This is a genomic window from Pseudomonas sp. GW823-FHT02F05 (assembly GCF_058797315.1).
In genome coordinates this window covers 78,704-91,445 of record NZ_JBXAJM010000024.1, presented here as the reverse complement: position 1 = coordinate 91,445, position 12,742 = coordinate 78,704, and the positions used below count along the sequence as shown (strand labels likewise).

The following is a 12,742-nucleotide window of genomic DNA, read 5'->3' as shown; positions in this document are numbered from 1 at the left end:
CAGCGTGGTTTAACGGGGCGCCTAAGATCAAAAGCAGATCAAGAGCGGCTCGCTTCGCATCGTGGTTACCGTTGAGCACTACAGCGTTGTGTAGATACACATGGCTATCGCAGGCAAGCCAGCTCCCACAGTTAGATGGTGTGAACACCGTCAGATCCCACATAGCTTGCGCAACAAATCGGTGTCCAAGTGGTGCTCCACCAAGTCCGCCAACCGCTCGATATCGCGCTCGCGCAAGCCGTGATAATCCACCTCTTGCACATCCTGCAACCCGGCCCAACGCAGCAACGCGCTGCACGCAGCCGGGGTCTCGAACAGGCCGTGCAGGTAGGTGCCTAGAATTTGCCCATCAGGGCTCTGCGCGCCATCGCTGCGGCCATCGTCCAGCAATACCGCAGCGCTTGCCAAGGCAGCGCCGCAGCTCACCCCAGCATGAATTTCATAACCGCTGACGTCGGCATCTTCCAATACCAGACGCCCACGCACATTGCGCAGTTGTTTCTCTTGTTCCAGGGTGGTGCTGAACGCCAGCAACCCAAGGCCGGCACTGGAGCCCGCAAGCCCCTCCAGGCCCAACGGGTCGTGGACTTGCTCGCCGAGCATCTGCAAGCCGCCGCAGATCCCCAGTACCTTGCCGCCATAACGCAGATGCCGCGCCACGGCGGTATCCCAGCCGTTGGCACGCAGATAGGCCAGGTCACTGCGCACGCTTTTCGAGCCCGGCAGGATGATCAGGTCAGCAGCAGGTATCGCCTGGCCCGGCCCGACGAACTGCAAGTCCACCTGGGGGTGCAAGCGCAGCGGGTCGAAGTCGGTATGGTTGCTGATGCGCGGCAGCACCGGCACCACCACCTTGAGCACCTGGGCGGCCTTGTCGATCTGGCGCTGGTCGATGCCGTCTTCCGCCTCCAGGTGCAGGTCCATCACGTAGGGCAGCACGCCGACTACCGGTTTGCCGGTCCGCGCTTCGAGCCAGTCCAGGCCTGGTTGCAGCAACGCGATATCGCCGCGAAAACGGTTGATGATGAAGCCCTTGACCCGGGCCTGCTCACTGGGCGACAGCAGCTCCAGGGTGCCGACCAGATGGGCGAACACGCCGCCGCGGTTGATGTCCGCGATCAACAGCACCGGGCAGTCCACCGCTTCGGCGAAGCCCATGTTGGCAATGTCATTGGCACGCAGGTTGATCTCGGCCGGTGAGCCCGCGCCTTCGACGATCAACACCGGGTAGGCCTGGCTCAAACGCGTGTGGGAGGCCAGCACCGCTTGCATCGCAATGGCTTTGTAGTCGTGATAGGCCACAGCATTCATGCTGGTGACAGCACGGCCATGGATGATCACTTGGGAGCCAGTGTCGCTGTTGGGCTTGAGCAACACCGGGTTCATGTCGGTGTGGGGTGCCAGGTTGGCAGCCTGGGCCTGCACCGCCTGGGCACGGCCGATCTCGCCGCCTTCGGCGGTCACCGCGCTGTTGAGCGCCATGTTCTGCGGCTTGAACGGCGCCACCGCGACGCCCTGGCGTACCAGCCAGCGACACAGCGCAGTCACCAGGGTGCTCTTACCGGCGTCGGAGGTAGTGCCCTGCACCATCAACGTGGTCATGTGGCGTCCTTGTAGGCGGCCAGGGCTTCGTCAAGGCGCAGCCAGTCGGCGTCGGTGCCGGGCAGGCCCAAGCGCACGCTGCTGTTGTGCACAAACAAGCGCAGCAGGATGCCGCGTTGGGCCATGAACTCGTACAGCCGTTCAGCGTGGGGGGTAATCAACCACTGGAACAATGCGCAGCCACCGTGAGGTTGAAGGCCGCGGCGCTCAAGCAACTCGAACAGACGCTGGCCGGCTGCGATGCAACGACTGCGCTGGCGCGCATGCCCGTCGGTGTCGCGCAGGCACACTTGGCCCAGCACCCGCGTCGGACCACTGACAGCCCAGGGCCCGACCTGTTCGGCCAACAGCTTGAGCAACTTGCGCTCGGCCAGCACAAAGCCCAGGCGCACGCCGGCCAGGCCGAAGAACTTGCCGAATGAGCGCAGCACGATCAAGCCGACCTGATCGGCATGGCTGGCCAGGCTCAAGTCCGGGGTCACGTCAATGAATGCCTCGTCCACCACCAGCCAGCCACCGCGCTGGGCCAGCCGCGCATGCCAGTCCAGCAGGCGTTGCGGGCTCAGGCTCAAGCCGGTGGGGTTGTTGGGGTTGACCACGACCAGCACGTCGAGGCTGTCGAGAAAGAAGTCGACTTCCTGCTCCTGCACTTCACGCACCACATAACCGGCACGGCGCCAGGCTTCGGCGTGCTCGGCGTAACAGGGCGAAAGCACGCCGACCTTACCGGAACGACGCAGTCGCGGCAGCAGTTGGATCGCTGCCTGGGAACCCGGCACCGGCAGCAACGGGCCAGCACCGTAATACTCGCTGGCAGCCTTCTCCAAGCCGTCATCGGTTTCCGGCAAGCGCGCCCAGGCACGCAAGGGAATCTCGGGAATCGGCCACGGCCAGGGCGCCAGGCCGCTGGACAGGTCGAGCCAATCCGCTTCGGCAATGCCGTACTCAATCGCGGCCTTACGCAGCCGACCACCATGTTCAAGCATAGATTTGCGCCCCCACGCACAGGACCAGCAGCCACAGCCACACGCCGCGCTGCACCAGTTGCCAGCCGCGATCAATGGAATCGGCGTCGGCCGGCGGGCCTTCGCCCAATGGCGGGCGCTGATGCACCTCGCCGTGATAAATCGCCGCGCCGCCGAGCTCCACACCCAAGGCACCGGCCCCTGCCGCCATCACCGGGCCGGCGTTGGGGCTGTCCCAGGTCGGCCCCTGGGTGCGCCAGCATTTGAGCGCCAGGCGGGTTTTACCCAATAGCGCGTAGGTTAAAGCCACCAAGCGCGCAGGAATATAGTTGAGCACATCATCGATCCTGGCGGCTGCCCAACCGAAGCGCTCAAAGCGCTCATTGCGATAGCCCCACATGGCGTCCAGGGTGTTGCTCAGACGATAGAGCACCACGCCCGGCACACCGGCCACCACGAACCAGAACAACGCGGCGAATACCGCATCGCTGCCGTTCTCCAGCACCGATTCGGTGGCTGCGCGCGCGACTTCAGTACGGTCCAGTTCGCTGGTCTGGCGGCTGACCAGGTAACTCACACGCGTGCGCGCTTCGTCCAGGTCATCACGGCGCAGAGCCTGGGCCACTGGCATCACGTGCTCGCCCAGGCTGCGCATGCCCAAGGCGCAGTACAGCGCCAGGATCTCCAGCAGCCAGCCGATATAAGGCGCCCAAGACAACGCCGTGGCCAGCAGGGTCAGCGGCACCACCGCGATAAACCACGCGGTCACACCATGGCTGCGCCAGCCACGCCCGCCAGTATTGAAACGTTGCTCGATGCGCCCGGCGAAATTGCCGAACGCCACCAGCGGATGCCAGCGCCTGGGCTCACCCAGCAGCGCATCCAGCGCCACCGCAGCGACACACAGCAAGGCCACACTCATTGACTCACTCCCCACTTGTTTTCATACAGCATGTCACTTAGCGGTCGCGGCTCGGCCCAGCCCTCGAGCTGCAACATCGGTGCCGGGTAAAACTCTGCCACCGGGCCCAGGCACAACACCGCCAGGGGCTTTGCACCGGGTGGCAAACCCAGCAACTCGGCCAGGGCCTGGGGGTCGAACAGCGAAACCCAGCCCATGCCCAACCCTTCCACGCGCGCCGCCAGCCACAGGTTCTGGATGGCGCAGGAGAGCGAGGCCATGTCCATTTCCGGCAAGGTGCGGCGCCCGAAAATGTGGCGCTCACGATCGTCCATCAAGGCGGCGACCAGTACCTCGGCGCAGTCGTTGATGCCTTCAACCTTGAGCTTCATGAACGCATCGGAGCGCTCGCCCAATGCCTCGGCAGTGCGCACGCGCTCTTCCTCTACCAACTGTTGAATCTGGCTGCGCAACGAGCGGTCGCTGATGCGGATAAAACGCCACGGCTGCATCAGGCCGACGCTGGGCGCCTGGTGCGCGGCGTGGAGCAGGCGTTGCAGCAGTTCAGGCGCGACGCTGCCACCGCGGAAGTGGCGCATGTCGCGGCGTTCGGCGATGGCGCGATAGACGGCCTCGCGATCGGCTTGGGGGAAAGCGTTGTCAGTCATGGCCTCATCGGGGGCAAGCCCCCTCCCACATTTGGAATGCATTCCCCTGTGGGAGCTGGCTTGCCTGCGATAGCTGTCTCAAGGTCTGGCGCGAACAACGCGGCCACCGCGCCAGGATTCGACGGAAAATAAAAGTGCACATAGGACGCCGTCATCCGCCCTTGTCGATAGACCGCCTCGGCACCGCGCCCACCGTTAGGGCTAAGCCCACGGGCAATCGGCTCCCATTCGGTACTGGTCAGAGAATGATGATAGGTATGCCCACGCAAGGTCCCCTCCGGCAGCTCGACACTTTGCAGCGCCAGGGCCGCGAGTTTCTTCTGCATCACCGCATCGCCTTGCAACAAGCCAACCAGTTCGGCGCGTGTACCGTCCACATCGGTCAAGGAGTCGAGCAGATAGAGCATGCCGCCACATTCAGCGAGCAGTGGCTTGCCAGCGGCGTGATGAGCACGAATTGCGCCCAGCATCGAGGTATTGGCCGACAATGCCTGGTGGTGCAGTTCCGGATAGCCGCCGGGCAGATAGAGGCTGTCAGCTTGAGGCAATTGGCGATCATGGATCGGTGAAAAGAACTTCAACTCGGCGCCCATCGCCCGCAGCAAATCCAGGCTGGCGCCGTAGGTAAAGGCAAAGGCTTCGTCACGGGCCACGGCAATCCGCACACCGACCAGCAAGGGCTCGGCCTCGACCACTTGCGGCGCGGCAAAGGTCACCGGCGGCGGCAGGGCCACTTCGCAACTGCTGCCCAACGCCTGGGCGGCAGCATCCAAGCGTATATCAAGGTCATTCAGTTCGCTGGCTTGCACCAGGCCCAGGTGGCGGCTGGGCAGTTCGATGCCGGTCTCACGGGATAACGCGCCGTACCAACGCAAGCCCTCGGTGAGGCTGCCTTCAAGCAATTGCGCATGGCGCAGGGTGCCGACGCGATTGGCCAGCACGCCGGCGAACGGCAGGTCGGGCTGATAGCGCGCCAGCCCCAGGGCCAGGGCGCCGAACGTCTGGGCCATGGCGGTGCCATCGATCACGCCCAGCACCGGTACACCGAAGTGCCGCGCCAGGTCAGCGCTGGAAGGCGTGCCGTCGAACAGGCCCATCACGCCTTCGATGAGGATCAGGTCAGCCTCCCCCGCTGCCTCCCAGAGCAGGCGGCGGCTTTCCTGCTCGCCCACCATCCACATGTCCAACTGGTACACCGGCGCGCCACTGGCACGCTCGTGGATCATCGGGTCGAGAAAGTCCGGCCCGCATTTGAACACGCGCACCTTGCGTCCCAGGTTGCGGTGCAAACGGGCGAGCGCGGCGGTGACCGTGGTTTTGCCCTGGCCGGACGCCGGAGCGGCGATCAATACGGCCGGGCAATGACGGGGCTGATTCAAAGTTCGACGCCTTTCTGTGCCTTGATACCGGCCTGGAACGCGTGCTTGAGCATGCCCATTTCGGTGACGGTGTCGCCCATTTCGATCAGCTCAGGCTTGGCGCCACGGCCGGTGACCACCACATGCTGCATGGGCGGGCGGGCTTGCAGGTCGCTGAGTACCTGGTCCAGGTCAAGGTAACCGTGCTTGAGGGCGATGTTCAATTCGTCCAGCACCACCAAGCCGATAGAGGGGTCATTCAACATGGCCCGGGACACCGCCCAAGCCGCTTCGGCAGCGGCGATATCGCGCTGGCGATCCTGGGTTTCCCAGGTGAAGCCTTCGCCCATCACATGAAAGTGCACCTGCTCGGGGAAGCGGCGGAAAAACAATTCTTCGCCGGTGCTGTTACGCCCCTTGATGAACTGCACCACACCGCATTGCATGCCATGCCCCATGGCCCGGGCCAACATGCCGAACGCCGAACTGCTCTTGCCTTTGCCGTTGCCGGTCAGCACCAGCAGCAGGCCGCACTCATTGGGGGAATTGGCGATGCGCTCGTCAATCACGGCTTTTTTGCGCAGCATGCGCGCCAAGTGGCGTTCGTCGCGGTCGGGGGAATCAGTCATGGCAGCTCTCCGTTGGGGCTGGACAAAAACGGCGGGCAGGAAAAAGAAAAAACAGACAGCCAAGCATCGCCCACCGTGATGCTGTTGGATGATCCAGGCCGGTCTCCGGGCTCATGAGTGGCGCTTTTGATAGCAAGCAGCCGAGGGTGCGCCTTCCCATATCGCACGCGATACAGTGGCAAACAGCACCGTCTTGACTCATTTACCGTTGCGGGGGCAGCGCCGGAATCGCGGCGGCACTGTGTACAAGTGCGCTCACTCACCGGCTTCCCTGTTTCACTCTGTCGACGCGCGCGCCACAGAGCACCTGGAACAAGCCGCGAAGGTTAGTGGGTTGGGGGTGGAGCGTCAATTAAAGCTGGCCTTGTACTTGAACCATCTGCCGTTCGTGCTTCTCTACCCCTACAGGTATCAAGGAGAAAACCATGCCTAAAACCCGACTCGCCCTACTGATCATGCTTGCAGGCAGCCTCGCCGCGTGCGGCGAAAGCTCGACCCTGCAGGTCGCCGATGGCACCGGGCCCTCGCCCAAGTTGCCGGAGCCGAACAAGACGCTGATCCCCACCGTCAATATCGCCCCGGCCATCGGCTGGCCCGAAGGCGCCAAGCCCATCGCCGCCGCCGGTACCCAAGTGGCCGCGTTCGCCGAAGGCCTGGATCATCCGCGCTGGCTCTACGTGCTGCCCAACGGCGACGTGCTGGTGGCCGAGACCAATGCACCGCCCAAGCCGGACGATGCCAAAGGCGTACGTGGCTGGGTGATGGAAAAGGTCATGGATCGCGCTGGCGCCGGGGTGCCGAGCCCGAACCGTATTACCTTGCTGCGCGATGCCGACCATGACGGTGTGGCAGAAACTCGCGCGGTGTTCCTGGAGAACCTCAATTCGCCGTTTGGCATGACCTTGGTGGGCAACGACCTGTATGTGGCCGATTCGGATAAGTTGCTGCGCTTCCCCTATCAGCCGGGTGAAACCGCAATCACAGCCCCAGGCGCCAAGGTAGTGGACTTACCCGGTGGCCCCTTGAACCACCACTGGACCAAAAATGTGGTGGCCAGCCAGGACGGCAGCAAGCTGTACGTGAGCGTCGGCTCCAACAGCAACGTCGGCGAAAACGGCCTGGAAGCCGAACAGGGCCGCGCCGCCATTTGGGAAGTCGACCGCGCCAGCGGCCAACACCGCATTTTTGCCTCCGGCCTGCGCAACCCCAACGGCATGGCGTGGGAGCCACAGAGCGGCAAGCTGTGGACGGCGGTCAACGAACGCGATGAGATCGGCAGTGACCTGGTGCCGGATTACATCACCTCGGTCAAGGATGGCGGCTTCTACGGCTGGCCTTTCAGTTATTACGGCCAGCATGTGGATGTGCGTGTCACCCCGCAGAACCTGGACATGGTCGCCAAGGCCATCGCTCCCGACTATGCGGTAGGCCCTCATACTGCGTCGCTGGGGCTGACCTTCGCCGAGGGCAGCAAACTGCCCGCTCCCTTCAGTAATGGCGCATTTATCGGCCAGCATGGTTCCTGGAACCGCAAGCCGCACAGTGGCTACAAGGTGATTTTCGTTCCCTTCGAAGGGGGCCAGCCGAAAGGGCAACCGGTGGATGTGCTGACGGGGTTTCTTGATAGCGATGAGAAAGCCATGGGCCGGCCGGTCGGCGTGGTGATAGATCAGCAGGGGGATTTGCTGGTGGCCGATGATGTGGGCAATAAGGTTTGGCGAGTGTCGGCTGTTAAGTAAATCGCCACACACCAATGTGGGAGCGGGCTTGCCCGCGATTACGGTGGCCCAGCCAACCAATCCGTTGACTGACACACTGCATTCGCGGGCAAGCCCGCTCCCACATTTTGGAGTTTTATTGATTCAGGGGTTACGCGCCAGATTTCCTGGCAACACGCGTTTGGCACTCAGGTAGGCATTCTGCCAATACGCTTTGGATAGCGTATCCAGCTTCACCGTACCGCCGGTTTGAGGCGCGTGTACGAAGCGGCCCTCCCCCACATAGATGCCCGCATGGCTGACCCGCGAACCACCACCGGTAGCGAAGAACAGCAGGTCGCCGGTTTGCAGGTTTTGTTCGCTGACGTCCTGGGCACGCATCACGATCAATTCACGGGTGGTGCGCGGCAATGAGATGCCGGCAGCGTCGCGGAATACAAAGCCGATCAGGCCACTGCAATCAAACCCCGAGTCCGGTGTGTTGCCGCCCCAGCGGTAAGGTGTGCCGACCAGGCCCAGCGCACGAAAGAGCACGTCTTCGGCAGCAGGCGAGAAATTCTGGGTGGCATAGTTGAACACCGGCTTAGGCTTGACCGCGACGGGCGCGGGCGGCGGTGTACGACTGGCGCAGGCGCTGAGCAGCGCGGCGCAAACAATAAGCATCAGGCGGGCCGAGGTCGACATGTGCAGAACAATCCTGGTCTGGATGCGGCTTTCGCTGCCGAACGTTGAAAACCAGAACGCGCAAGCAAAGCTCGCGCGAACGGATGACAACAATGTCCAGGGATTCTAGCGCTTACACGTCAAACTTCAAGTATCACTTTAACTTTACTTACTAGCGGTAACCGTAGTCGGAGCCATGGCGAGTGCACGCTTGGCTTCGATGAAGGTTTTGCTCCAGTAGCTGTCACCCAGGTTATCGACCCGAACACCACCACTGCGGCGGCTGCTGGAGTGGATAAATTGGTTATCGCCCAGGTAGATACCGGCATGACTGACACGACCGCGGCCACTGGTACTAAAGAAAAGCAGATCACCGGGCTTGAGGTTGTTGCGTGCGACCAACGGTGCATTCACGTTGATCATCTCGCGTGTAGAGCGCGGCAGATTCATGCCGGCCTCTTCACGAAACAGGTAGCCAATGAACCCACTGCAATCAAAACCGGCTTCCGAGGTGCCGCCGAAACGGTAACGGGTACCGATCAAGGACATGCCGCGCTCAAGGATACTGTCGGCCAGAAGAGGCAGTTGGTAAGGCTTGCTGTCAGAGAACTCGGCGAGTTCTTTTTCGGTTGCCACCTCTTCTTCATAAACAGAAGCAGACTGTGCAGCAACGAACTTTGCCTGATTTTGAACCTGTGGTTTTTGCTGTTCTGCCACCTGCTGAGGGTGGGAGGCGCAGCCAAACAACAGGGTAACGAGTGCGAGAGGCACGAGGGGTGCGAAGCGATTTAGCATGGGCACGACCGTGGCTGATGTGTAAAGAAGCCGAGACTATGCCCTCTATCACATCGATTTGCAAATTCAATCGCGATATATGTGACTTATCGTTTCGACTATGCCATCTAAGCCGTGATTCCATTTATCGCTTCAGTTGCGTAGCCCTTCTGGCTCAAACGCAGGTTTTCTGACGCCTTGAAAATGCCGACACACGGAAAATCAAGACCTTACCAGCCCAAGGTTTCTTTCAGGAAAGGGATCGTCAATTTTCTTTGTGCCTGCAAGGAAGCCTGGTCGAGTTGCTCAAGCAAATCGAACAGCGCGCTCATGCTGCGGGTGCCACGGGTGAGGATAAAGTGCCCGACTTCGTCGGTCAGGTGCAGGCCACGACGGGAAGCGCGCAGTTGCAGCGCACGCAGCTTGTCCTCATCGGATAACGGGCGCATCTGGAAGATCAACGCCAGGGTCAGGCGCGACTTGAGGTCAGCCAGCTTCACCGGCAGTTCACGCGGCGAGGTGGACGCAGCGATCAGCAAGCGCCGGCCGCTATCGCGCAAGCGGTTGAACAGATGAAACAGCGCCTCTTCCCACTCCGGCTTGCCGGCCACTGCCTGCAGGTCGTCGAGACACACCAGTTCATATTGCTCAAGGTTATCGAAGATGCCGATCCCGCGGTCCATCAACTCGGCCAAGGGCAGGTAGACCGCCGGCTCGCCCGTCTGCTCGAAACGCAGGCACGCGGCCTGCAGCAGATGGGTACGCCCCACGCCATGCTTGCCCCACAGATAGATCAGGCTTTCAGTCCACCCGGCGTCGGCTTCGCAAAGCCGCTCCACATAGCCGAGTGCAGCGGCATTGGCGCCTGGGTAGTAGTTGATAAAGGTAGCGTCATCACGCAGACGCACACCTAGGGGCAGCTGAATCGGTTTCATGCTGACTGAACGGCTCCCATCGAACCGTTAGTGGCCTCTATGTAAAGTTTGCAAAGTTTATACCCGTGACGCCGGGCGCACAATGCAGCAGACCACAAGCAAAATCAAAGGTTTGCGTTAACCCGGAGGTTTTACGCAGTTTGTTTGACGCACCCCGGCGCCAGAAACAACAAACCCGGCCAGGGCCGGGTTTGTGACACCGCGATTACAACTCGGGCTCATCCACCCCGGTATACACGTCCGAATCCTTGTACAGGTCGTGCACATGGCGCACCAGCACCATGATCACCGCCGCCACCGGCAGCGCCAACAGGATGCCGGTAAAGCCGAACAGCTCGCCACCCGCCAAAATCGCAAAGATCACTGCCACCGGGTGCAGGCCGATTCGATCACCCACCAGCAGTGGCGTCAGCACCATGCCTTCCAAGGCCTGGCCCACCATGAACACTGCGACAATCCCCAGCATCGGGTACAGGTCGCCGCCGAACTGGAACAGCCCGGCCACCAGCGCCGCACCGATGCCGATCACAAAGCCCATGTAGGGCACGATGGCCGCCAGGCCCGCGATCAAGCCGATCAACAGCCCCAGCTCCAGGCCGATCGCCATCAGGCCGGCAGCGTAAATCACTCCCAGGGCCAGCATCACCAGCAACTGGCCACGTACGAACGCCCCCAATACCTCATGACACTCCGCTGCCAGGGAAACAACACGCTCTTCCCGGTCGCGGGGGAGCAGGCTGCGGATCTTGGCCATCATGATGTCCCAGTCTCGCAGCAAGTAGAACGCCACCACCGGGATCAGCACCAGGTTGGTCAACCAGCCGATCAGCGCCAGGCTCGACGCAGTCGCCTGGCTGAGCACCACCGTGACGATATCGGTGGTCTTGTCCATGTGCTCGCTGATAGCTGCCTTGACCTTGTCGAACTTCCAGAAGCCATCCGCCAGCCCGAACTTGGACTGGGCCCACGGCATCGCCGTGTGCTGCAACCAGTCGAGCATCTGCGGCGCCAGCTCATAGAGGCGGAACAGCTGCTTGGCCAACATCGGCACCAATATCAACACCAGCGCGGTGATGATCAACGTGAACAGCGCAAACACCGTGATCACGCCCCAGGTGCGCGACATGCCGACTTTTTCCAGGCGATCCACCACGGGATCGAACAGATAGGCGAGCAGTAGCGCCACCAGGAACGGCGTCAGGATCGAATGCAGCAAGAACACAAAACCGCACAGCAGGACAATCCCGCCAAGCCACACCCAACGACGCGTATCCGCCATAAACCACTCCATCTGTTTTTTACGCCCTTCTTCTATATAGAAGGAGGACCACTAGTTACCAACGAAAACGCAGTTGCGCCTGGGGCTCAGATGCAACAGCCGGTTGCGTGCCATCGATCACGGCTGGCTGGGCCGGGGCTTCGCCAGCAGGAATTTCCTGCAGCTTGGCCAGGCTCAATTGGGTGCGCAATTGTTCGGCGCTGCCATTGACGCGATACACAATCCGGTTGCCATCCACCCACTGCGGCTGGCCGCCAAAGGGCTCCAGCAAACGACCCAGGGCGGCGTAGCGCTCAAGGTTCATGCCTTGTACTTCAAGCAGTTGCTCAGTGCTCACGCCCGGCTTGACCGCAAAGCGTGGCGCCAGCTTTTGGCTGACCGCCAGCAATACCGCATCGGCGAGCGCGGCAGTGTCAGCGCCTTGGGCGGTGCCCTCCTCAGCCTTGTCGCCCAGCCACAGGCGCCATTTGGCCTGCCATTGACTGCCTTCCTGGCGCGCATGCACCGCCAGCAAAGCATCGGCACCGTAACGCTCGGAGGCTGCGCGCAAAGGCGTGGCGTCGGGGCTTTCAAGATTCGGCGCGGTGGCGACTACCTGTTCATCCAGGTCTCCCAACGGCAAGCGCAGCGGCAGACCCCTGTGTTGCGCGGCTCGGCGCAGGGCCTGGGCAACGGCCTGGCCATCGCCGACCAGGCTGCTGCCTTCAGTTGAATCGTTCAGCCACCAACCCAGGATCGACGGCCGGTTGCTGCCCCAGATCGACAGGCCCGCATCCCGCAAGGCGCGGTCGGTGCTGACCGGGTCGAAGTCTACTTGCAGGCTTTCCGGCGGGCCGGCGTCGTAGCCGTACTGGCTGATGATTTGTTGCGGGTCTTTGCGGATCGCTGCCAGGCCCGGGCCATCGGCGGCCTTGGCGTCGCCGGTCAGGCGGATCACCAGGGTCTGCACGGCACGCTGGGTGGCCTGGTCGCGCTCTTGGGGCGACTGGCTGCTGACCGGTTCAAGTACTTGATAGAGGCCATTGAGGGTTTCGGCATGACTCGCCAGGCTGACCAACGACAAACAGCCCACAAAGAAGAATTTACACAGACGCATGGAAGATTCCCGAACGACAAATTTAGCGGTTGGAACAGACCGCGTGATCTCGGTTTGGCAAGGCTGTGACACAGCGACCGGTAAAACATTCACAGGGTCCCGGTAAGTTTTCATACTGTCATAACGCTAGCGAGCTCAAGGCTATACCTTAATA

The 12,742-nt window shown here is 61.9% G+C and carries 12 protein-coding genes and 1 riboswitch; of the genes, 1 reads left to right on the top strand and 11 read right to left on the bottom strand.

Annotation, left to right across the window (positions count from 1 at the left end; all coding sequences use genetic code 11):
- Window positions 1-150 precede the first annotated feature (150 nt).
- From AC1RAC_RS24410 to cobO, 6 genes are read right to left on the bottom strand one after another with little or no spacing between them, the layout of a single operon-like run.
- Window positions 151-1,602, bottom strand: coding sequence for a cobyric acid synthase (locus AC1RAC_RS24410; RefSeq protein ID WP_492617056.1), 1,452 nt, complete (start codon window positions 1,600-1,602; stop codon window positions 151-153).
- Window positions 1,599-2,588 carry a threonine-phosphate decarboxylase CobD gene (gene cobD / locus AC1RAC_RS24405; RefSeq protein WP_054899033.1) on the bottom strand — a complete coding sequence of 330 codons (990 nt, stop codon included), beginning with the start codon at window positions 2,586-2,588 and terminating at the stop codon, window positions 1,599-1,601. Before cobD ends, AC1RAC_RS24410 begins: the two co-directional genes overlap by 4 nt.
- Entirely contained in the window at window positions 2,581-3,489 is a 909-nt protein-coding gene (gene cbiB, locus AC1RAC_RS24400; RefSeq protein WP_054899034.1) for an adenosylcobinamide-phosphate synthase CbiB, read from the bottom strand. Before cbiB ends, cobD begins: the two co-directional genes overlap by 8 nt.
- On the bottom strand, window positions 3,486-4,136 hold the full coding sequence (gene bluB, locus AC1RAC_RS24395; RefSeq protein WP_054899035.1) for a 5,6-dimethylbenzimidazole synthase: 651 nt from the start codon (window positions 4,134-4,136) through the stop codon (window positions 3,486-3,488). Before bluB ends, cbiB begins: the two co-directional genes overlap by 4 nt.
- Window positions 4,133-5,515, bottom strand: coding sequence for a cobyrinic acid a,c-diamide synthase CobB (locus tag AC1RAC_RS24390; RefSeq protein WP_103299625.1), 1,383 nt, complete (start codon window positions 5,513-5,515; stop codon window positions 4,133-4,135). The genes bluB and AC1RAC_RS24390 overlap by 4 nt, the downstream gene beginning before the upstream one ends.
- Window positions 5,512-6,123, bottom strand: coding sequence for a cob(I)yrinic acid a,c-diamide adenosyltransferase (gene cobO, locus AC1RAC_RS24385; RefSeq protein ID WP_034128326.1), 612 nt, complete (start codon window positions 6,121-6,123; stop codon window positions 5,512-5,514). The genes AC1RAC_RS24390 and cobO overlap by 4 nt, the downstream gene beginning before the upstream one ends.
- Before the next feature lie 79 nt (window positions 6,124-6,202).
- Window positions 6,203-6,449: riboswitch (cobalamin riboswitch) on the bottom strand.
- Between the two features lie 99 nt (window positions 6,450-6,548).
- On the opposite strand from cobO, the gene AC1RAC_RS24380 reads away from it, so the two are divergent.
- Complete coding sequence (locus AC1RAC_RS24380; protein WP_492617055.1) at window positions 6,549-7,862, top strand: PQQ-dependent sugar dehydrogenase; 1,314 nt, start codon at window positions 6,549-6,551, stop codon at window positions 7,860-7,862.
- 123 nt (window positions 7,863-7,985) lie between these two features.
- Here the strand turns inward: AC1RAC_RS24380 and AC1RAC_RS24375 are convergent, their stop codons facing one another.
- From AC1RAC_RS24375 to AC1RAC_RS24355, 5 genes are all read right to left on the bottom strand, one after another.
- Window positions 7,986-8,525 carry a C40 family peptidase gene (locus AC1RAC_RS24375; RefSeq protein ID WP_003193049.1) on the bottom strand — a complete coding sequence of 180 codons (540 nt, stop codon included), beginning with the start codon at window positions 8,523-8,525 and terminating at the stop codon, window positions 7,986-7,988.
- Between the two features lie 144 nt (window positions 8,526-8,669).
- A complete protein-coding gene (locus AC1RAC_RS24370; protein WP_003193051.1) occupies window positions 8,670-9,299 on the bottom strand; it encodes a C40 family peptidase in 630 nt (209 codons plus the stop codon).
- Window positions 9,300-9,508: 209 nt separating this feature from the next.
- Complete coding sequence (gene hda / locus AC1RAC_RS24365; RefSeq protein WP_014719395.1) at window positions 9,509-10,213, bottom strand: DnaA regulatory inactivator Hda; 705 nt, start codon at window positions 10,211-10,213, stop codon at window positions 9,509-9,511.
- 205 nt (window positions 10,214-10,418) lie between these two features.
- Window positions 10,419-11,492 (bottom strand): AI-2E family transporter, encoded by a 1,074-nt coding sequence (locus AC1RAC_RS24360; RefSeq protein ID WP_014719396.1) that lies wholly within the window; start codon window positions 11,490-11,492, stop codon window positions 10,419-10,421.
- A 55-nt stretch (window positions 11,493-11,547) separates the two neighbouring features.
- The gene (locus AC1RAC_RS24355) at window positions 11,548-12,588 is read right to left on the bottom strand and encodes a DUF2066 domain-containing protein (RefSeq protein WP_034128325.1); all 1,041 of its coding nucleotides are present in this window, start codon (window positions 12,586-12,588) and stop codon (window positions 11,548-11,550) included.
- Window positions 12,589-12,742: the final 154 nt, after the last annotated feature.